This is a genomic window from Neisseria sp. HMSC078H04 (assembly GCF_001838135.1).
Lineage (GTDB): Bacteria > Pseudomonadota > Gammaproteobacteria > Burkholderiales > Neisseriaceae > Neisseria.
This window is the reverse complement of the sequence record NZ_KV835822.1, coordinates 333,112-352,061: the sequence shown is the minus strand read 5'-3', so window position 1 is coordinate 352,061 and position 18,950 is coordinate 333,112. Positions and strand designations below refer to the sequence as shown.

15 protein-coding genes and 1 pseudogene are annotated in these 18,950 nt (G+C 50.6%); 6 read left to right on the top strand and 10 right to left on the bottom strand.

Going from position 1 to position 18,950, the window contains the following annotated elements; all coding sequences use genetic code 11:
• The 4 genes and pseudogenes from HMPREF2560_RS11310 to HMPREF2560_RS01895 form a co-directional block, all read left to right on the top strand.
• Window positions 1-231 (top strand): annotated as a pseudogene (locus HMPREF2560_RS11310) (type IV pilin protein); the annotation flags it as partial.
• Window positions 232-442: 211 nt separating this feature from the next.
• The gene (gene uvrB, locus HMPREF2560_RS01905; RefSeq protein WP_070607362.1) at window positions 443-2,464 is read left to right on the top strand and encodes an excinuclease ABC subunit UvrB; all 2,022 of its coding nucleotides are present in this window, start codon (window positions 443-445) and stop codon (window positions 2,462-2,464) included.
• Between the two features lie 95 nt (window positions 2,465-2,559).
• Window positions 2,560-3,084 (top strand): hypothetical protein, encoded by a 525-nt coding sequence (locus HMPREF2560_RS01900; protein ID WP_070607359.1) that lies wholly within the window; start codon window positions 2,560-2,562, stop codon window positions 3,082-3,084.
• Between the two features lie 257 nt (window positions 3,085-3,341).
• Window positions 3,342-3,890 (top strand): SMI1/KNR4 family protein, encoded by a 549-nt coding sequence (locus HMPREF2560_RS01895; RefSeq protein WP_070607355.1) that lies wholly within the window; start codon window positions 3,342-3,344, stop codon window positions 3,888-3,890.
• A gap of 234 nt (window positions 3,891-4,124) precedes the next feature.
• Here the strand turns inward: HMPREF2560_RS01895 and xth are convergent, their stop codons facing one another.
• From xth to HMPREF2560_RS01870, 4 genes are all read right to left on the bottom strand, one after another.
• Window positions 4,125-4,895, bottom strand: coding sequence for an exodeoxyribonuclease III (xth, locus tag HMPREF2560_RS01890; RefSeq protein ID WP_070607352.1), 771 nt, complete (start codon window positions 4,893-4,895; stop codon window positions 4,125-4,127).
• 165 nt (window positions 4,896-5,060) lie between these two features.
• A complete protein-coding gene (locus HMPREF2560_RS01880; RefSeq protein ID WP_003683896.1) occupies window positions 5,061-5,339 on the bottom strand; it encodes an ArsR/SmtB family transcription factor in 279 nt (92 codons plus the stop codon).
• Window positions 5,340-5,754: 415 nt separating this feature from the next.
• On the bottom strand, window positions 5,755-7,536 hold the full coding sequence (locus HMPREF2560_RS01875) for an extracellular solute-binding protein (RefSeq protein ID WP_070607349.1): 1,782 nt from the start codon (window positions 7,534-7,536) through the stop codon (window positions 5,755-5,757).
• Between the two features lie 99 nt (window positions 7,537-7,635).
• On the bottom strand, window positions 7,636-8,838 hold the full coding sequence (locus HMPREF2560_RS01870; RefSeq protein WP_070607346.1) for a YihY family inner membrane protein: 1,203 nt from the start codon (window positions 8,836-8,838) through the stop codon (window positions 7,636-7,638).
• A gap of 99 nt (window positions 8,839-8,937) precedes the next feature.
• Here HMPREF2560_RS01870 and wrbA point away from each other — a divergent pair, with 99 nt between their 5' ends.
• Together wrbA and HMPREF2560_RS01860 are read left to right on the top strand one after the other, a co-directional pair.
• Window positions 8,938-9,543 (top strand): NAD(P)H:quinone oxidoreductase, encoded by a 606-nt coding sequence (wrbA, locus tag HMPREF2560_RS01865; protein WP_004520937.1) that lies wholly within the window; start codon window positions 8,938-8,940, stop codon window positions 9,541-9,543.
• Window positions 9,544-9,754: 211 nt separating this feature from the next.
• Entirely contained in the window at window positions 9,755-11,932 is a 2,178-nt protein-coding gene (locus tag HMPREF2560_RS01860) for a TonB-dependent siderophore receptor (protein WP_070607343.1), read from the top strand.
• 190 nt (window positions 11,933-12,122) lie between these two features.
• On the opposite strand, the gene aroG is transcribed toward HMPREF2560_RS01860, so the two are convergent.
• The 6 genes from aroG to HMPREF2560_RS01830 all read right to left on the bottom strand — a co-directional run bounded on the left by aroG (window position 12,123) and on the right by HMPREF2560_RS01830 (window position 18,943).
• Window positions 12,123-13,166, bottom strand: coding sequence for a 3-deoxy-7-phosphoheptulonate synthase AroG (gene aroG / locus HMPREF2560_RS01855; protein ID WP_070607340.1), 1,044 nt, complete (start codon window positions 13,164-13,166; stop codon window positions 12,123-12,125).
• A 279-nt stretch (window positions 13,167-13,445) separates the two neighbouring features.
• On the bottom strand, window positions 13,446-14,123 hold the full coding sequence (locus HMPREF2560_RS01850) for a TIGR02117 family protein (RefSeq protein WP_070607337.1): 678 nt from the start codon (window positions 14,121-14,123) through the stop codon (window positions 13,446-13,448).
• Between the two features lie 164 nt (window positions 14,124-14,287).
• Window positions 14,288-15,784, bottom strand: coding sequence for a subtype B tannase (locus HMPREF2560_RS01845; RefSeq protein WP_210385464.1), 1,497 nt, complete (start codon window positions 15,782-15,784; stop codon window positions 14,288-14,290).
• 288 nt (window positions 15,785-16,072) lie between these two features.
• Window positions 16,073-17,548, bottom strand: a complete 1,476-nt coding sequence (locus tag HMPREF2560_RS01840; protein ID WP_283116254.1) for a surface lipoprotein assembly modifier — start codon at window positions 17,546-17,548, stop codon at window positions 16,073-16,075.
• Window positions 17,549-17,704: 156 nt separating this feature from the next.
• The gene (locus HMPREF2560_RS01835) at window positions 17,705-18,076 is read right to left on the bottom strand and encodes a hypothetical protein (RefSeq protein ID WP_070607325.1); all 372 of its coding nucleotides are present in this window, start codon (window positions 18,074-18,076) and stop codon (window positions 17,705-17,707) included.
• A 171-nt stretch (window positions 18,077-18,247) separates the two neighbouring features.
• Window positions 18,248-18,943 (bottom strand): M48 family metallopeptidase, encoded by a 696-nt coding sequence (locus tag HMPREF2560_RS01830; protein ID WP_070607406.1) that lies wholly within the window; start codon window positions 18,941-18,943, stop codon window positions 18,248-18,250.
• Window positions 18,944-18,950 lie beyond the last annotated feature (7 nt).

Genomic DNA, 18,950 nt, shown 5'->3' with positions numbered 1-18,950 from the left:
GAGGCGGGCGGTTTCTGTATCAGGATGAGCGGCCAGGCTAAGGGCATCCTGGAGGGTAAGTTTACTTTGAAGGCGGTGGCACTGGACAGGGAGGCGGAGCCTAGGGTATTACGCTTGAACGAGTCGCTGACGGCGGTGGTGTGCGGGAAGATGAAGGGGAAGGGCAGCTGTACGGACGGTGAGGAGATATTTAGGGGCAATGATGCGGAGTGTAAGCCTTTTATGGGGTGACAATAGGGTGGAAAGGAGATAAGAGAGTAAAAAGGACGTACACAGGCACGTCCTGGGAGAGGGTAGTTTAATTGTCCAGCTAACACAACCAACCTCAGTTAGCTAAGGAAGGAGAAGAAATATTTAGTCTTATCAGATTGGCACACTATCAATTTTCAGACGGCCCTTTGTTATAATCTTCTCTTTTCCTGAACATAAAACAGGCCGTCTTATGGAAGTCATCCAATACCCCAATTCTCCGTTTAAACTCCACCAGCCCTTCCCACCTGCCGGCGACCAGCCCACTGCCATTGCCGGCCTGCTCGAAGGGCTTTCAGACGGCCTTGCCTACCAAACCCTGCTCGGCGTAACCGGTTCGGGCAAAACCTACACCATGGCGAACGTCATCGCGCAAAGCGGCCGCCCCGCTATCATCATGGCGCACAACAAAACCCTTGCCGCCCAGCTTTATGCCGAAATGCGCGAGTTTTTCCCCGAAAATGCGGTGGAATATTTTGTCTCCTACTACGACTATTACCAGCCCGAAGCCTATGTGCCCAGTCGCGACTTGTTCATCGAAAAAGACAGCGCGATCAACGAACACATCGAACAAATGCGCCTTTCCGCCACCAAAAACCTGATGACGCGCGACGACGTGATTATCGTCGCCACCGTGTCCGCCATTTACGGTATCGGCGACCCGACCGAGTATCAACAAATGGTGTTGTCCGTCAAAGAAGGCGATACCATCGAGCAGCGCGACATCATCGCTACCCTCGTTTCCATGCAGTACGAACGCGGCGATTTGGACTTCAAACGCGGCAGCTTCCGCGTGCGCGGCGATGTGATTGACGTGTACCCCGCCGAAAGCTCCGAAAATGCCCTGCGCATCAGCTTGTTTGACGACGAAATCGACCGCCTCGATATGTTCGACCCGCTTTCAGGCAGCCTTATCCAGCGCGTCGGCCGCTACACCGTCTTCCCATCCAGCCACTACGTTACCCCGCGCGACACCGTCTTGCGCGCCTGCGAGTCCATCAAAGAAGAACTGCGCGAACGCATCGAATTTTTCGCCCGCGAACAACGTCCCGTCGAACAACAACGCATCGAACAACGCACCCGCTTCGACCTCGAAATGCTCTACGAAATGGGCTTCTGCAAAGGCATCGAAAACTACTCCCGCCATTTCTCCGGCAAAAAAGAAGGCGAACCGCCGCCCACGCTGATGGACTACCTGCCCGACAACGCCATCATGTTCATCGACGAAAGCCACGTTACCGTAACCCAAATCGGCGGCATGTACAAAGGCGACGCATCGCGCAAACAAAACCTCGTGGATTACGGCTTCCGCCTGCCTTCCGCTCGCGACAACCGCCCGCTCAAATTCCACGAATTTGAAAAAGTTATGCCGCAAACCATCTTTGTCTCCGCCACCCCCGCCAAATACGAAGAAGAACACGCCGGACAAGTGGTCGAACAAGTCGTCCGCCCCACAGGGCTGGTCGACCCCAAAATCATCATCCGCCCCGTCGCCACTCAAGTCGATGACTTGATGAGCGAAATCAACGACCGCATCCAAAAAGGCGAACGCGTTCTCGTTACCACCCTCACCAAACGCATGGCGGAGCAACTCACCGACTATTACAGCGAACTCGGTATCAAAGTGCGCTACCTGCACAGCGACATCGACACCGTAGAGCGCGTTGAAATCATTAGAGATTTACGACTTGGCCTGTTTGACGTACTGGTCGGCATCAACCTCTTGCGCGAAGGTCTCGACATCCCCGAAGTCTCCCTAGTCGCCATACTCGACGCCGACAAAGAAGGCTTCCTACGCTCCCACCGCAGCCTGATTCAAACCATAGGCCGCGCCGCGCGTAACGTGAACGGCGTTGCCATCCTGTACGCCGACAAAATCACCGACTCCATGAAAGCCGCCATCGACGAAACCGAACGCCGCCGCGAAAAACAAATCAAGTTCAACGAAGAACACGGCATCGTACCACAGCAGATTAAAAAACAAGTCAAAGACATCATCGACGGCGTGTACCACGAAGAAGACGGTGGCAAAGGCCGTCTGAAAGGCAAAAACAAGGTCAAAGTCGGCGAGATTCACAACGAAGAAGACGCGATTAAAGAAATTGCCAAACTGGAAAAAGCCATGCAACAGGCGGCTAGGGATTTGCAGTTTGAAGAGGCGGCTGTGTTAAGGGATAGGATTCGGGGGATTAAAGAGAATTTGTTGTTTTCTTAATAAAATCTAAGTATTAAACTATGTAATTATTCAATAATTTCTTTATATCTTTGTATAATGTTATAGTTTAAATAATTTAATTATAGGTTTGGATTATGGATAAGATTCTCAAATTTTTGGAGGTTTTGGGTATAATTTCTGCGATTGCAGTTGGAGGATATCAATCATACATGACTCGACAATCTACAAATGCAGATATTATTGGGCAAAGCCCATATGTAGTAATAAATACAACGAGTGATAATGCTACAAAATCATTTGGAATTTATGTAAAAAATTCAGGGGCTGGGGTCGCAATAATAAAATCTATAAAGATTAATGATGAAGTAAATCAAAATTTGACACTTAAGAAATGGGGAGAGATTTTGAAATCAGTTGGCATGACCGAAGAAGAGATTAATTGTTTTGCATACTCAAATCCTAAAGTTGGATTGCCTTTAACAAGTAATAATGGCATAGGGTTAGTTTACGTTAAAAGTAATTTAACTGAAAATTTTAACTGTACTAACGATCAACTATTAGCGAAGCTGGAAAAAAATCTGCATGTTGAAATTACATACAGCTCTCGACTTCCTGACTCCTCTACAGAATCTGCAATACGAGCAAAGTTATGGGAGTAATTACAATCCAATAAGCGTAGCAAGCGTAGGTTGGGTCAAGACCCAACAAAACTGTTAAATTTCACAAAATGTTGGGTTTGCAACCCAACCTACATTTTGCTCAATTACCATATAATAAAAAGGTCGTCTGAAACCGATTTAACGTTTTCAGACGACCTTTGTTTCATTCCAAACAACAAATATAATCGCTCAAAGACTGGTTTCTTCCTGTTGGTTCAATACCCAACAAAATCCATTTTAAAAAGCCCCCTCCCATCATGACCTATCCGCAAGCCCTGCAACAACTTCAATACTGGCTGACAAACAACCAAGCATCTCACGCAAATCACCTAAATTTCAATGCACATCCCCTTTCAACCGATGAATTGCAGGCGATACGCGAATATACGCAAAACAAGCTGCCTGAAAGCTATTATTTATTTTTACAGCGATGCGGCGCGGGGGATTTTTTCTATTCGTGGTACACCAGTGTGATAGATCAAACCGTATCGCAAACGCCAAAAATAGAAATCTACAATCTCGTCCAACTGCAAGAACAAAATCTCTATTACCAACAACTATTGCGCGAAGAACTTAACGACCTACCGCCTGACGAACACCCCGACATAGGCGAAATCTTTATCATCGGAGCGCATCACAGCATGGGAGATTGGTTCGGCTTTGACCTATCCCGTGCCGAACCCAACTTCGATATTTTTATCCACGATGCCGCTAACCCCGCCACCTATGCCGAAGAAGCCGAATGGCGGCGATTTGAAGACTGGATCATTCGTTGCGTGGAAAGCGAGGGCGAAGATACACTCTAACTGGCGTATAGTGGATTAAATTTAAATCAGGACAAGGCGACGAAGCCGCAGACAGTACAAATAGTACGGCAAGCAAGCGTAGGCTGGGTCAAGACCCAACAAAACTGTTAAATTTCACAAAATGTTGGGTTTGCAACCCAACCTACATTTTGCTCAATTACCATATAATAAAAAGGTCGTCTGAAACCGATTTAACGTTTTCAGACGGCCTTATTGTTTATATTGCTTCAAAACCTAACAGTCAAACTCGGCGATTACCGGTGCGTGATCGCTGGGGCGTTCTTGGGCGCGGGTTTCTAGGTCAACGGTGACGTCGGTAAGGGTGGCGGCGAGTTCGGGGCTGGTGAGGATGTGGTCGATGCGCAGGCCGAGTTTGCGTTGGAACATGGCGCCACGGTAGTCGAACCATGTGTAGAACGCGCCTTCGGGGTGGATTTTGCGCAGGCTGTCGGTCAGGCCGAGGTCGAGCAGGTTTTTAAACCATTGTCTTTCGATGGAGGAGCAATGGATTTTTTCGTGCCATTTTTCGGGGTCGTAGCAGTCGGCATCGGCCGGGGCGATGTTGAAGTCGCCGAGCAGGACGAGTTTGGGGTGTGCGGCCATTTCTGCGCGGACGAACTCGGTCAATGCGGCAAACCATTGTTCTTTGTATTGGAATTTTGGACTGTCCAGTGCTTCGCCGTTGACGCAATAGACGTTGATGACGCGTACGCCGTTGATGGTGGCGGCGATGACGCGACGTTGCGGGTCATCGGGGAGGGCGGGTAGGCCGCAATGTACGTCTTGCGGCTCGTGGCGGCTGATGATGGCGACGCCGTTGTAGGTTTTTTGGCCGCTCCAGACGCAGTGCCAGCCCATCATTTGCAGGGCGGCAGTAGGGAATTTGTCTTGGTCGAGTTTGAGTTCTTGTAAGGCGAGTATGTCGGCTTGGTGGTCGGCCAGCCAGTTTTGTACTTGGGGCAGGCGGACGTTGAGGGAATTGACGTTCCAAGTGGCGATTTTCATGATGTTTCCGTGTGTGCTGTTGGGTGGGAAGGCGGTGGATTGCGCCTGTGGGCATGGGCGGTATTGTAGCGGATTGGTTTATTTTTCGATATGGGCTGAAAGTGGCAGGCCGTCTGAAAGCTGATGTTTCAGACGGCCTTGATGTTGTGATGTGAAATAATTTGTTTATTCGGCTTGGTCTTTGAGCGTGCGCAGGGTATTGAGGATGGTGGTGGCTTCTTCGGAGATGAGGCGGTATTCGATGATGCGGTGGTAGCGCGTGAAATCGATGATGCCTTCGGTGCGCAGGCGTGCGAGGTGGTTGGCGATGCCGGTCGGGGAAGAGTCGAGTGCCTGTGCCAGTTCGGTAATGCTGCGGTCGCCGTCAAGCAGCAGAAAAAGAATGGCCATACGTTCGGGATTGGCAATCAGTTTGAGAATGGTAGAGAGACGCTTGATTTCCATATTATTGTTCCTTTTGTCTGTTATATGAACGCTTGATTTAGGTTAAATTTGGATGATTGTAGTTTTTATTAAGATTAACCTTATAATTCAAACTCTTACCTTGAAGTGTACACGGTTTTGTAAAATTTGAGGGCATTGTTTTGCAATTTTTTTGTTCATTTTCGATATTTTGCTTCGGTTGCGAAAATGGATTGGAAAGAGACGAAAAGGCCGTCTGAAATGTTCCGTTGCAGATGATTTTGCTGACGGATGTTTCAGACGGCCTTTGATTTGGCTTTAAGTTATTTTTTCTTTTATGTTTGTTTGGAATCAGCCGATTGATTGTTTTTAAACAAACAACTAGGTTTTATGATTCTATGCTGAGTGATACACGCTAAGGGTTTGCCAGCCGCTTGGACGTGTTGTCGAAATGCGACTACTTTTTCTTCCAGCCTGCGGTCATGGCGAAGGTGATGGGGTCGTAGTATTTCGGCAGCTTGGACGGAATGCCGACATCGTTACGGTACACGACGCGATAGCGGTCGGCGAACCAGTTTGGAACGATGGTGTATTGGTGGCGTATCAGTCGGTCGAGTGCGCGCGAGGTGGTTTGCAGCTCTTGGCGGTTGGTAAAGCTGTTGAAATGGGTCAGCAGTTTTTCGACCGCAGGATGACAGACGCCAGATAGATTGCGGCTGCCTTCGGTTTTGGCGGCGGCGCAGCTGAAGTAGTCGTATTGCTCGTTGCCGGGACTTTCGCTGTTGCCGTAGTAGCCGGTGGTTACGTCAAAATCGAAGTCGTTCATGCGTTTTTGGTACACGGCGGAATCGGCGGTGCGCACGTTCATGGTAATGCCGATTTTGGCAAGGTCGCGCTGCCATTTGGCGGTAATGCGTTCGTAGTTTTTGCTTGGAGCGAGGAATTCAAAGGTCAGCGGTTTGCCTTGTTTGTCGACTGCTTTGCCGTTTTTGTATTGATAGCCGCCTTTTTCAAGCAGGGCGCGTGCTTTGAGCAGGTTTGGGCGCACGCCTAGTTTGGGGTCGGTAACCGGCGGCATAGGGACGTCTTGATCCAATACGCCGTCGGGCAGCTTGGTGCCCAATGATTTGAGCAAGGCGGTTTCCGCGCTGTCAGGCTTGCCGGTTGCGGCCATGGTGCTGTTGGTGAAGAAGCTGTCGGTGCGGCGGTATGCGCCGTAGAAGATGCGGCTGTTGACGCTTTCGTAGTCGAAGCTTTCAATCAAGGCGCGGCGGACGTAAATATTGTCCAAGGGCTTGTGGCGCATATTGATGACGAAGCCTTGCATGCCGGCTGTGCTGTTTTGTACCCATTCGTGTTTGGACAGATTGCGTTTTTTGAGGACTTCGTCGGAGTAGGCGCGCGCCCAGTTGCGGGCGACGTTTTCTTGTACGAAGTCATATTGGCCGCCTTTCAGTCCTTCGATGCGGACAACTTCGTCTTTGACGTATTTGATGCGGATGTGGTCGTAGTTGTAGCGGCCTTTGCGCACGGGCAGGTTTTGCGCCCAGTAGTTTTTGTCGCGGACAAACTCGCTGATGCGGCCGTTTTCGGCTTTGGCAAAACGGTAGGGGCCGGAGCCGATGGGCAGGCTGTTGGGCGCGGCGGCCAAGCCTTTGGGATAGCTTTTATGCGAGAAGACGGGCAGGCTGCCGAGAATCATGTGCAATTCTGAGTTGCGCTGCTTGAAACGGAACACGACGGTGCGATCGTTGGGCGTTTCCACTTTGGCCACGTCGCTCCAGTAGAAGTGGTACATGGGGGCGGCGGCTTTGTCTTTGGTCAGGATGTTAAATGAAGCGGCAACGTCTTTGGCCAAAACGGGATCGCCGTTGTGGAATTTGGCTTTGGGGTTGATTTTGAAGGTAACGGAAAGACCGTCCGGCGCCAGGGCGATGTCTTCGGCAATCAGGCCGTAAACGGCGTAAGGTTCGTCCATGCTTTGCTCGGTCAGGGTGTCGAGCGTCAGCATACTGATGCCGTATTCGTGGTTGCCTTTGAGGGTAAAGGGGTTGAGCGTGTCAAAAGCACCGAGGAAAGGCGTGGTAAATGAGCCGCCTTTTGGGGCGTTGGGATTGACGTATTCAAAAGCGGTGAAGTTGGCCGGATATTTGGGTGGTTGGCCAAGGCCTACGCCGTGGGCGGCAAAGGCGGCAGATGGAATCAAACCAAGCAGAGAGAGTAGGGCTGGTGTTTTCATCTATTTTTCCTTGTAGGTCGAATGTAGTATTCAGTAGTGTGCCGATTATAGCAAAGGCCGTCTGAAACTTGATATTTTTGGTTTCAGACGGCGTCAGGTTTAAGAGGATTGTTTTTTCGTATGGGCGCCGAACTCGGCAAGCGTCATGTTCAAGGTTTCCAAGCAGGGCTGCATAATGTGGTCAACCGTTTGATTGACCTTATCTTTATTAAGCGTTTGCGGACGGTAGACGAAGAGTTTGAACAGCTCTGCCAAGTCGATGGACTCCGCCCCCATTTTCAAGACCCAGCCCTGACGGCCGGAATAGACATAGCCGTGTCGCGCCAGTTTTTCCAAAAGCTCGCCCAATTCGTCGAAACCCATATTGATATGCCGTCTGAACTCCTGCACCGGCAATGCCTTACCGTTTTGTTGAGCAGAATCGAGCAGCAGCAGGATTTTCAATACATCGTCAAAGCGGCCGCGCGCATCCAGACTGCGGCGGAAAGCTTCGCCGCGCCAATAGGACAGGGACGAGGTCAAAACTGCGCCGCCCAATACCAACGTCCATAATAGGTTGAGCCACAACAGGAAAAACGGTACCGCTGCAAATGCGCCGTAAATCGATTTGTAGCCGTCAAAGTTGCCCATGTACCAAGCGAATAAAAAGCGTGCCGTTTCCAAGCAAAACGCCGTTACGGCCGCGCCGACCAAAGCATGGCTGGCAGGCACGAAACGGTTGGGCACAAAGCGGTACAAACCCCACAGCAGCACCGTAATAAATGAAACCGTAGTGATAACCCTCAGCCATTCTGATCCGCCCACTACTTGCACCTGGCCGATTACAACCGACAGGCCTACGCCCAAAGACAAAGGACCAAACGTCAGCAACGCCCAATACACCAAAAACTGCATCATCCAGGGCCGTTGCGAATTGACGCGCCAAATCCGGTTGAACGCATTGTCTATCGTCCGAATCAGCATCAGCGAGGTTACGACCAACATCACACTACCGATGGCCGTCAGCTTGGTGGCCTTATCGCGGAACGCATTGATGTAGTCAAACACCATGTCCGCACCCTGCGGCACAATGGTGCGGTTGATAAAAGAGACAAATTCCCCCGACCATTGGTCGAAAACGGGGAAGGCCGAAGCGATGACGACCATCACCGTCAAAACGGGCACCAAAGCCAAAAGCGTCGTAAACGTCATGCTTGCCGCCACCTGCGGCACACGCTCCTCATCAAAACGGCGCACGACAAACCAAGCAAACGCCACGCCTTTACTCTTTAAAAAACCTTGCCACCATTGCGAAAACGGCATAACCTTTTCCCACTTTTAAATTGAAATTTCTTCTTTTCAGACGGCCCGAGTATTTAAAAGGCCGTCTGAAACCTGACAGCATTGTAACGGAAACCCCAAATGAACCCAAATCCTCTGAAAATCCTCGTTCTCTTTTATTCCCAAAACGGCAGCACGCGCAACCTTGCCCGCCAAATCGCACGCGGTATCGAAAGCGTGGACGGTTGCGAAGCCGTGTTGCGTACCGTTCCCAAAGTTTCCACCGTTTGCGAAGCCGTTGAAAAAGCCATTCCAGACGAAGGCGCGCCATACGCGACTGCCGACGACCTCAAAAACTGCGCCGGCCTCGCGCTCGGCAGCCCGACACGTTTCGGCAATATGGCCGCCGCGATGAAATACTTTATCGACGGCACCATTCCCCTTTGGCTCGGCGCAGAACTCGTCGGCAAACCTGCCACCGTATTCACCAGCACATCTTCTCTGCACGGTGGCCAAGAAAGCACCTTGCTGACCATGATGCTGCCCCTGCTGCACCACGGCATGGTCATCAGCGGCATTCCCTATACCGAGTCCGCGCTCAGCAATACCCAAAGCGGCGGCACGCCTTACGGCGCAAGCCATGTTTCCGGCCACGACAGCAAGCCGGCATTGACTGCCGAAGAAAACGATATTGCCTTTGCGCAAGGTAAACGTTTGGCAGAATTGGCAAGAAAATTGGCAGACTGATTGCCTTATCATAAAAAGATTAAGGCCGTCTGAAAACCTGATGATATGGGTTTCAGATGGCCTTTTTAGTTAATTGGGACTAGATAGAAAATAAATATTTTGAATTAAACAAAATACTTAGAAAATAATGATTAAAACATAGTTCCATCGGGCTACATCTTTTTGATAGAATCTGCGACCAAATTGTAAAGATAAGCTAATTGGAGAGGCTATGTCACTACCTGTATTTCCCTATGGCAAATTAAGCTTTGCCGTCAGTCTGGCGCTGTGTTCGGCGTATTCTTTCGCGACCGAAGTAGAAAATACCCAGCCGCAAGAACGTGTCGATTTACCGACAGTTACCGTCCAAGGAGTCGGTAAACAGACTACTTCCAACTACACCATTCCCGCTTCCTCCGCCGCGATAGGCATCCGCCTGACCCAGCGCGAAACGCCGCAGTCCCTGTCTGTCGTAACGGCAAAACAAATCGAAGACCAAGGCTTGGACAGCCTGCAGGACGTATTGAAACAAACACCGGGCGTGTTCCACAGCAAAATGGGCAACAACGTATCCGGCCACAGCGAGTTTATTTCACGCAGTCAGGCCGTTGACAGTATTTCCGTGGACGGCGCGCCCAAATTCCTTTACGACTACAAAGCCATCCGCCGCGGCACCAACAATCTGGACAGCGCATTGTATGACCAAGTCGTCGTCGTGCGCGGCGCAAGCGGTTTGTCCAACGGCGGTATGGGCGAACCGGGCGGTACGGTCGCTTTGGAACGCAAAAAACCGACTGCCAAACCTGCCGTCAGCGTAGAAGCCGGTGTCGGTTCGTGGAACCACTACCGCTTCGTCCTTGATGCCAATCAGCCTTTGAATGCAGACAATACCTTGCGCGGCCGAGCTATTTTGGTCAGCGACCATGGAGGCGATTATCTGCCGAACACATCGCGCCACAATCACACTTTCTACGGCACTTTGTCTTACGATCTCACGCCGCAAACCCAATGGCGCCTCGGTACGGAAATACACCGTTTCCGCAACAACGGCAGCTCGCGTTTCAGCTATCTGACCGCAGCAGGTTCGCGCCGTACTGGATTCATACCGTTTGAGTCTTCGCCGCGCAGCAATTCGTCCGCACGCTGGGCATACGGCAAAGACACCAGTGCCGAAGTATTCACTTCCCTAAGCCATGAGTTTGACAACGGCTGGAAACTGACAGGCGATTACAGCCATGTTTCGGGTAAAAACGACATCGTTTCAGGCATTGCCGGTACTTTTGAAATCAATCCCGATTACTCTGCACTTTTCACTTCAGACCGCGACCGCAGCAAATACCGCGATCAGAATTTTGCGCTGGCCTTGGACGGCAATTATCCAGCGCTGGGCCGCTCGCACGAGTTCAATGTCGGCATCAGCTATCAGGACAACAAAGAAAACCTGTCTTTCTATGAAGAAGGCGAGTCGATGATTCCTGATTTGCGCCTCTTTAACGGCAATATCGCCAAACCCGATATGCCATATCTTCGCGATGGATTTTCACGCATGAAAAACCTGTCGGTTTACGGCTCGACCCGTTTCAAACTGACCGACAAACTCGCCTTTATCGGCGGCAGCCGTTTTGTGGATTGGCGTTACCGTTACAGCACCAGCCGTAACAAATTCGCACACAGCAGCCACAAACAAAACGTTTTCATTCCTTATTTGGGCGTAACCTACGACATAGGCGACAATCTGACCGCCTATGCATCCTACACCACCATTTTCCGTCCGCAAGTGCGTTACCTGACCAAAGACGGCGCGGCGCTCAAACCGCAGCGCGGCAAAACCTACGAGACCGGTTTGAAAGCGTCATGGTTTGAAGACCGTCTGAATGCTTCCGCTTCCGTCTTTATGAACAAACGCGACCATTTGGGCGTTGTCGCAGGCAAATTCGCGAATGGCGAGGAATACTACCGTGCCGCCGACAACACCACAACAAAAGGCGTGGAACTCTCGGTCGGCGGCCGCCTGAGCGATAAATGGCTGCTGAATGCGTCTTATGCACGTTCCAAAATCAAAGACAGCGAAGGTGTTCAACTGCATCCGTCTTACCCGGTTCATTTGTTCAAACTCTTTACCGCGTATGACGTGACCGACCGTTTGAACCTGGGTGCCAACGTCAACTGGCAAAGTCGCAGCCACACGCTAGATGAATACCCTGCAGACATCAATCCGGCTGCCGCAGCCGCATTGACCCAACGTCCGTACGCAACGCTGGATTTGACCGGTCATTACAAAATCGGCAAATCCACCCGCATCAGTTTGGACTTTGAAAACGTCTTTAACAAACGCTATCGCACCATGCCGGATATTCACGTTTACGGCACGCCGCGTAGTGTGACTGCAACGGTTAAACACACGTTTTAATTGAAAAGAAAAGTAGGAGAGACCGTCTGAAAACCTGAATGATCGGGTTTTTAGACGGCCTGAATATTTTCTAACATATTGTTTTTACGTCGAACCTGACTAAAAATTGCTCGGGATATTGAGCAAAGAAATCAAAATGACAGACGCAAAAAAGACCGGAACATATCCGGTCTTTTAAATGGTTTCACACTTACGCTTTGTAACCTTTCGCTTCGGCAAGCAGGGCCAGCAATTCTTCAGTCGTATCCCAACCGATGCAGGCATCCGTAATACTTTGACCGTAAACCTCTGGCTTGTCCTGACGGCCTTCAACCAAGTGGCTTTCTACCATCACGCCCATGATGTTTTCTTCACCGGCTTTCAGCTGCGCCGCAACATCGCGTGCCACATCCATTTGTTTGCGGAAGTCTTTACGGCTGTTGGCATGGCTGCAGTCCACCATCAGTTTGCTGCTCACGCCGGCTTTTTGAAGCTGCGCAACGGCGTCTTTAACGTGTTCCGCGCTGTAATTAGGCTCTTTACCGCCGCGCAAAATCGCATGGCAGTCAGGGTTGCCGCTGGTGTGGACAATCGCGGAATGACCGGCTTTGGTTACAGACAGGAAGTGGTGCGGATGATTGGCGGCGCCGATGGCGTCGATGGCGATTTTCAGATTGCCGTCCGTACCGTTTTTAAAACCGACAGGGCAGGAGAGTCCGCTGGCCAATTCACGGTGTACCTGGCTTTCAGTCGTACGCGCACCAATCGCGCCCCAAGAAATCAGGTCGGCATAGTATTGCGGCGTAATCATGTCCAAGAATTCAGTCGAAGCAGGCATGCCCATCTCGTTCAAAGTCAGCAACAACTGACGCGCTTGGCGCAGGCCGTAGTTGATGTCAAACGTACCGTCCAGGTGCGGATCGTTAATCAGGCCTTTCCAGCCAACGGTTGTACGCGGTTTCTCAAAATACACGCGCATCACAATCAGCAGCTCTTTCTCATATTTTTTGCGCAAGGGCAGCAATTTTTGCGCATATTCTACCGCCGCCTTAGTATCGTGAATCGAGCATGGGCCGATAATGACCAGTAAACGGTTGTCGCGGCCATGAACCAAATCCGCAATTTCATGACGTGTTTTATAAACCAAATTGGCAACCTGAGGCGTAACAGGCAGCTCATACAAATGTGCGATTGGAGGGAGTAACTCTTTGACTTCTTTGATTTTAATATCGTCGGTAGGGTGGTGTTGGGACATGATGAACTCTCTTGTTTATTTTTGATACAGGTTACAGGTTTTAGCAGAATTAAACAAGGCTTAGTTTTTTATCTAAGCAATTTTATTCTAAAATTTCTTTATTTTAATTGTATTATATAATTTAAAATTGGTTTTTTTGTAAAAATTAATATTTAATGCCATTAAAAAATTTCATTTATATAATAAAGGGCTTTGAGTTTTTATCAAAATACAGGCCGTCTGAAAATGTTCAGACGGCTTGAAGTTTTACATAGAACCAAAAATTGAGAAGCGTGAAGGCTATCGGTATTGTTCCAGCAAGGGCGAAGAGAAAGGAGTCCAATACACGCCTTTCAGGCCGCTTTCAACCAATTTGTCATTCAACCAAGTGTTACAAGTATTGAATAAATGATAGCGCCCTTTGGCTTCGTAAAAAGCATCGTTAGATTGATGATGGATTCCTTTTAGCAAGATGGGTTGCCCATTTTCTTGTTGAAAACCGGCCAAGAGTGATTTTGTTAAATTCCTGTATTGCTCAGGCGTGACCAAAAATTTGACGACGTGGCTATTTTCTCGTGGTTCAAAAGGATAATAAGTAACATGAATCAGCGTACGGTTCAGCCCGCTTAATGCACCTAAGGCATTGGAGAACGTCAAATCTTTCCACTCAGGCGTGTATAAATAAAAATTGCGTTCCCCCCAGCCTAAACCAATATGCGTTATTTGAGGATTAGCAGAGAGCGTGTCTTTCGGATTGACGACATCCGACCAATCAAAAATATCATTCTTCAGCGGCATGACTACATCAGTATGCACGCCGTTACTGACTAAAAATAAAGTAATTTCTCCTTTGGGCTGCTCTTCATTAAGCGGCAATGAAGCCATCATCCAAGCAGACAAAAAATACAATAGGGCAAAAATAGGGATTATCAGCGCTATTTTGCCGATTTTCTTAAGGATGTGAAGGAAGGAGCGCATTCGTTTTTTTAAAGGCAATTAAATTTGAAGGTGTGTATTTTCTATTAAATTTGTACTTTTTTCATTAGAAATGAGTGGGTAGTAGGTATCTTGCGACTAATGATAAAAATGGTTGTTTAATTAAAATGGGATACCAAATCTCATCTCAATCCATGTTGGAACGCTTATTTTGCAGAGCTGCTGACTTGTTTCATCCAGGCGAACAGTTCGTCCAAGTCATAATCGCCGCCGTGGCCGACATCCCAAGGCAGGGCGTAGTCGACGGTTTGGCCGTTATTTTGCAGTTTGGCGGCTAAGATGGCGGAGACTGCCAGTGAGGTGTCGCGATCGTTAGTGCCGACGCGGATTCGCCAGTTTTGCGGCAGGTTTACGCCTGGTTTGCCGATGTAGTTGAGCGGGTTCATGATTTTAATGGTTTCTTCATCTGCGATTTCGGCGTTGGCGGCGGTATTGTGTTGCATGGAGAACGCGGTAAAGTGGCGTTTGTCGACGGTATTGGTGCCGAAGAGTTGGTTTTCGCCTGCGCTTAAATCTACGCCGTCAAAGGCCGGCGGTGTTTTTTGGCGGCCGGCGGCTTTGGCGTAGGCATCGAAATCGACGGAGACGACTTTGCCTTTGCGGACGGTCAGCCAAGTGAGGTCGCTCAGGTCTTTGCCTGCATCAAGTTGGGCTTGTGCGGATTTGGCAAGTAAACCGGCAATATGGTTTTTAAAGCTGCCGTTGCCTTGGGCGTCCAGTGTCAGGGGTTTGCCTTCTGGGGATTTCAGGTTCAGGCTGTTGAGGTATGCGGGGTATAGGGGTTTGAGGAGGTCGGACAGTTTTTTCTCGTCATCGGTCAGCGTACCTGCGACCAGCTCGCGTTTGACGCGGTAGTCGAGCATGGAAATGTTCATTTTTTTGTAGTCGTTGATACCGTTGAACTGCCATTCGTAAGCCATATCGGCATGGTCCAAATCGGTAATCGGGCAGTAGGCGGATACGGCGAAAACTTTGTCGCTGCCGTCTGCCGCGCCTAAGGCTTTGAGGTGGTTTTCGTAATCTTTTTGGTCGGCAGTCGCGCCTAAGAGGGCGGACATCGCTCCGCCTGCGCTTGTGCCGTTGGAAATGATTTTTTCGGCGTTGCCGGGCATGACTTTGTCGTTGGCTTTCAGATAGCGGACGGCGGCTTTCAAATCGACAATGGCGGCAGGTGCTTTGCCGGTGGGTTCTGTTCGACCGCGTGCGCCAGGGGAGGCGACGACGTAGCCTTTGGAGAGGGCAACCAGGGCGGCATTAGGAGATTTTTGGCCATCTTCAGGCTCGCCGCGTTTGCCTTCTAAAGCAGGTTTGCCCGGTTCGGCCGGCATATAGCCGCCGATTTGGTTGGGCAGGAAAATCGGTGCGGTTTCGGCATTGAAACCGTCTATCTCGCCGCCGTTGTAATAGGCTTCGGGTACATAAATATTGATGATTTCGTAACGGGTATCGACAGGATTGCGGACGTAAACCACGCCTTCGTAAGCGCGGAATTTGATGGCTTGACCGTTCACTTCGATGCTTTGTTCGGTGTATTTTTGTTTGGAGAAGTCTAGGTCGTAGGTGTCTGCGGTTTTGACGGAAGCGCAGGCGCTCAATCCCAGCGCGACAGAAACGGATAAGAGGGTTTTGTTTAGGGCGTTCATCATCATACTTTCTGAAGAGGTAAGCGGATATGATAACGAATACCCAGGCCGTCTGAAACGCTAAGTCGGGTTTCAGACGGCCTGATTTCTTTGTAGCGTTATGTAGTGTTGTACGTTACGTCGTAAAGTAATATGGGCTTAAACTTCATCTATTTGATAAATATGAATTTAATGAGGCGTTATGCCTTAAAAATCTATTTATCCGGTATCTGTAAAAGTTTGAATCTGTCTTGTAAATCAGTATGCAGGACAGGCATTTTTGCTTTATCTACAGATTGATTCTACTTGTCAGAACGTTTTGCTCAATTCGACAAACATTTTGGTTTTGCCGTATTCGTAGAACTTGTCGTTGCTCCATGTTTTGTTGTGGGCAATGGTCAGGCGCGGGGTGATGCCTTTGAAATGGAGGGCGCGGTGCCATACGCTCAGGGAGGCGGAGGCTTCTTTGTCGCGGCGGTTTTGTTCGTTGCTGAAGAAGCCGGGGGCTTGGTAACGGCGTTGGGCGGCGCTGAGGCGTAGGACGGTGGAGAGGCCTTTGGGCCATTCTTGTCCCCATGTGGTGCGCAGGGCGTAGCGGTTGAAGCTGTCGCTTTTGTCGTCGCGGTTGCGTTCGCGGTAGAGGTCGATACCGGCTACCCAGTATTGGCGCGCGTTGCGGTAGTACACGATGGAGTTGCTGAGCAGTTGGCTGGTATTGTTGGAATGCTCGCGGCGGCTGTTTTTCAGACGGCCTGCTTCAAATGCGCTGAGGGTTTGCAGCTTGGGTTGCCACCAATGGTTGTAGTGGAGGCGTGCGCCGTTGGTGTAGGTGTAGGGGTCGTTGCCGTAGAAGCGGCGCTCGTGGAACGGGGTAATGCCGATATCGTTGCGCTGGTCGGCATAGCCGATGCCTGCCGAGAATCGTATGGTGAGGTCGTTGTAGTTGGTGTGTTTGGGGTAGATTTTGCCGTAATGGTCTGCGCCAGCCGTGGCATAGAAGCCGCGTGGCAGCGACCATTTTTTTTCTGCACCGATTTGGTAATGGATGGCTGTAGCATCGATGGGTTCGGGGAATGTCCAGCCTCGGAAGCAGTCGTCGTCGGGATAGGCAAGGCGCACGGCGCGGCATTGTTCGTCGCTCAGGTGGTTGCCAAGACGGCGTTGACCGGGAGCTTGGTTGATGTTTTGCTCGCGCGTGATGTTCAGGCCGGCGTTGAATTGCCATGAGTCGCGTTCGCTCAGGGCTTTGCGGTAGGTTTCGAGGCGTTCTTGCAAGGCAGGCGGGAGGGATTCGGTTTGCAGTTTGTCGAACTGGTCGGCCGCGGCTTCGTTTTGTTTGTCTTCAAACAAGGCGGTCGCAAGCTGCCAGCGGACGGCGGAAGCGTCGGGTTGCTCGGCGATAAAGCGGCGGTAATGGCCGACGGCTTCGGCGGCGCGCCCTTCGGATTGGGCAAGTAAACCTTTGGCATAGCGTGCCATGGCGCGGTCGTGTTCTGGCCATTGTTCGTAAATGGGCAAAACGGCTTTGATGCCGGGGATATTGTGGGCGATAACGGCGGAATACATAGCGCGTGCCAGCAATTCGGTGTTGGCAAGCAGGATGTCGGCATCGACGTTGATGATTTTTTCAGACGGCCTGTTTGTCTGCTCGGCAGGGATGTTGTGCGTTTCAGGTTGTTGGGGTTCGGCTGTGTTGACTTGAAGCTCGGGTTTTACGTCGGGCGGCACATCGGCGGCGTGAAGGGAAAGGGGAAGGATGGCGAGGAGGAGCAGACGTTTTTTCATGGCAATGTTTGGAATGTTATCGGTATAAGTGGGCAGATTGTACAATGTTTTGAGTCGGAAATTTTGCAAACCGATTGCCATTTTATCTGATAAAGACGACAAAAGGCCGTCTGAAACCTGATGGGATTTCAGACGGCCTTTGTTTGCGAGTCGGATTTAGTTTTTGTCCAAGTCCAAATCGGCTTTGTATTCGATACGGCCTTGGCCTTTGTCTTCGATGGAAACGTCCAGCTCTTGTTTGCCGCGTTTGAGTTTCAGATCAGCATCGTCGTGTTTGATTTCAGACTCAACCACATGGAAACCTTTGCTGCGCGCGTGGGCGATCACTTTTTTGGCCAAGGAAGGAATGGAATTGCGTTGGCCGGAAAGTTCGGCTTCGTATTCAAATTCGCCGTCGCCTTGATGATCGGCTTTGATGGTGTGCGCGCCATCCGGACGGTAAATTTCGGAAGGCAGTGGGGAGGCGAATGCCGTGGCGGAGAAAAGAGTCAAAATGCCGGTGGCCAGTAACGATTTTGCTTTGGTCATCGGTTTTCCTTTCTGAAAAGGGTTTTGAGAACGAAATCATCTTATCGGCATGCCTGAGGGGCGGCAAGCGGATAAACTTGATTTTACGCGCGGCTACATGATTTGTTTGGAGGGCGTTGATTCTTTGCTTTGGGCTGGTGTTTGCTTGCAGAAAAATGCTGCTGGAAAGACTTAGCCGAGGTGGAATAATTCGCCGCCGTGCGCCTTCAGCCATTGTTCGGCTTGGTCTACATGCGGCGTGAGCGAGTGGGTCAGAGCCCAAAACGCAGGGCTGTGGTCGGGATGGCGCAGGTGGGCGAGTTCGTGCAGGCAGACGTAGTCAGCGACATATTCGGGCGCACCGATAAGCCGCCAGTTGAGGCGGATGCCGGTAGTGTGGCGGCAAACGCCCCAGAAGGTTTTGGCGTTGGAAAGGGAAATGGCGCTCGGGGTCAGGCGGGTGGTTCGGATATGGCCTTCGAGGCGCGGCAGCAGATATTCGCGCGCACGCTCGTGCAGGAAGCGGCGCAAATGGATAAGTTGGGCGGCGGTTTCTTTTTCGGGCAACAGGATTTTAGACGGCCTGATTTGGATGTGGTTTGCCGTGTGGATGGACAAGGCCGTCTGAACGCCTTGGTACCAAATCCATTCGGGAAGCGTGTCGGTGGGTGTTTGCTGAGCCGGTGTTTTGTTTAGGGTGCGGCGCAGGATAGCCTCGTTGTCGTTCAGCCATTGGGTAAAGGTGCGCTGGGAAACAAACGGAGGGATATTGATGCTGACGGTATCGGCGGAAACGGGGCGCAAGATGAGGTTTTTCTTGGCGCTGCGTTTGAGCTGGATATGAATGGTGAGGCCGTCTGAAAGGGTGTGGGTATGGAGGTGAGGCATGATGTTG

Excerpts from the sequence above, each read along its gene's own strand:
- uvrB (WP_070607362.1), top strand. The coding sequence starts at position 443 with ATGGAAGTCATCCAATACCCCAATTCTCCGTTTAAACTCCACCAGCCC.
- HMPREF2560_RS01900 (WP_070607359.1), top strand. The coding sequence starts at position 2,560 with ATGGATAAGATTCTCAAATTTTTGGAGGTTTTGGGTATAATTTCTGCG.
- HMPREF2560_RS01895 (WP_070607355.1), top strand. The coding sequence starts at position 3,342 with ATGACCTATCCGCAAGCCCTGCAACAACTTCAATACTGGCTGACAAAC.
- xth (WP_070607352.1), bottom strand. The coding sequence starts at position 4,895 with ATGAAAATCGCCACTTGGAACGTCAATTCCCTCAACGTCCGCCTGCCC.
- HMPREF2560_RS01880 (WP_003683896.1), bottom strand. The coding sequence starts at position 5,339 with ATGGAAATCAAGCGTCTCTCTACCATTCTCAAACTGATTGCCAATCCC.
- HMPREF2560_RS01875 (WP_070607349.1), bottom strand. The coding sequence starts at position 7,536 with ATGAAAACACCAGCCCTACTCTCTCTGCTTGGTTTGATTCCATCTGCC.
- HMPREF2560_RS01870 (WP_070607346.1), bottom strand. The coding sequence starts at position 8,838 with ATGCCGTTTTCGCAATGGTGGCAAGGTTTTTTAAAGAGTAAAGGCGTG.
- wrbA (WP_004520937.1), top strand. The coding sequence starts at position 8,938 with ATGAACCCAAATCCTCTGAAAATCCTCGTTCTCTTTTATTCCCAAAAC.
- HMPREF2560_RS01860 (WP_070607343.1), top strand. The coding sequence starts at position 9,755 with ATGTCACTACCTGTATTTCCCTATGGCAAATTAAGCTTTGCCGTCAGT.
- aroG (WP_070607340.1), bottom strand. The coding sequence starts at position 13,166 with ATGTCCCAACACCACCCTACCGACGATATTAAAATCAAAGAAGTCAAA.
- HMPREF2560_RS01850 (WP_070607337.1), bottom strand. The coding sequence starts at position 14,123 with ATGCGCTCCTTCCTTCACATCCTTAAGAAAATCGGCAAAATAGCGCTG.
- HMPREF2560_RS01845 (WP_210385464.1), bottom strand. The coding sequence starts at position 15,784 with ATGAACGCCCTAAACAAAACCCTCTTATCCGTTTCTGTCGCGCTGGGA.
- HMPREF2560_RS01840 (WP_283116254.1), bottom strand. The coding sequence starts at position 17,548 with ATGAAAAAACGTCTGCTCCTCCTCGCCATCCTTCCCCTTTCCCTTCAC.
- HMPREF2560_RS01835 (WP_070607325.1), bottom strand. The coding sequence starts at position 18,076 with ATGACCAAAGCAAAATCGTTACTGGCCACCGGCATTTTGACTCTTTTC.
- HMPREF2560_RS01830 (WP_070607406.1), bottom strand. The coding sequence starts at position 18,943 with ATGCCTCACCTCCATACCCACACCCTTTCAGACGGCCTCACCATTCAT.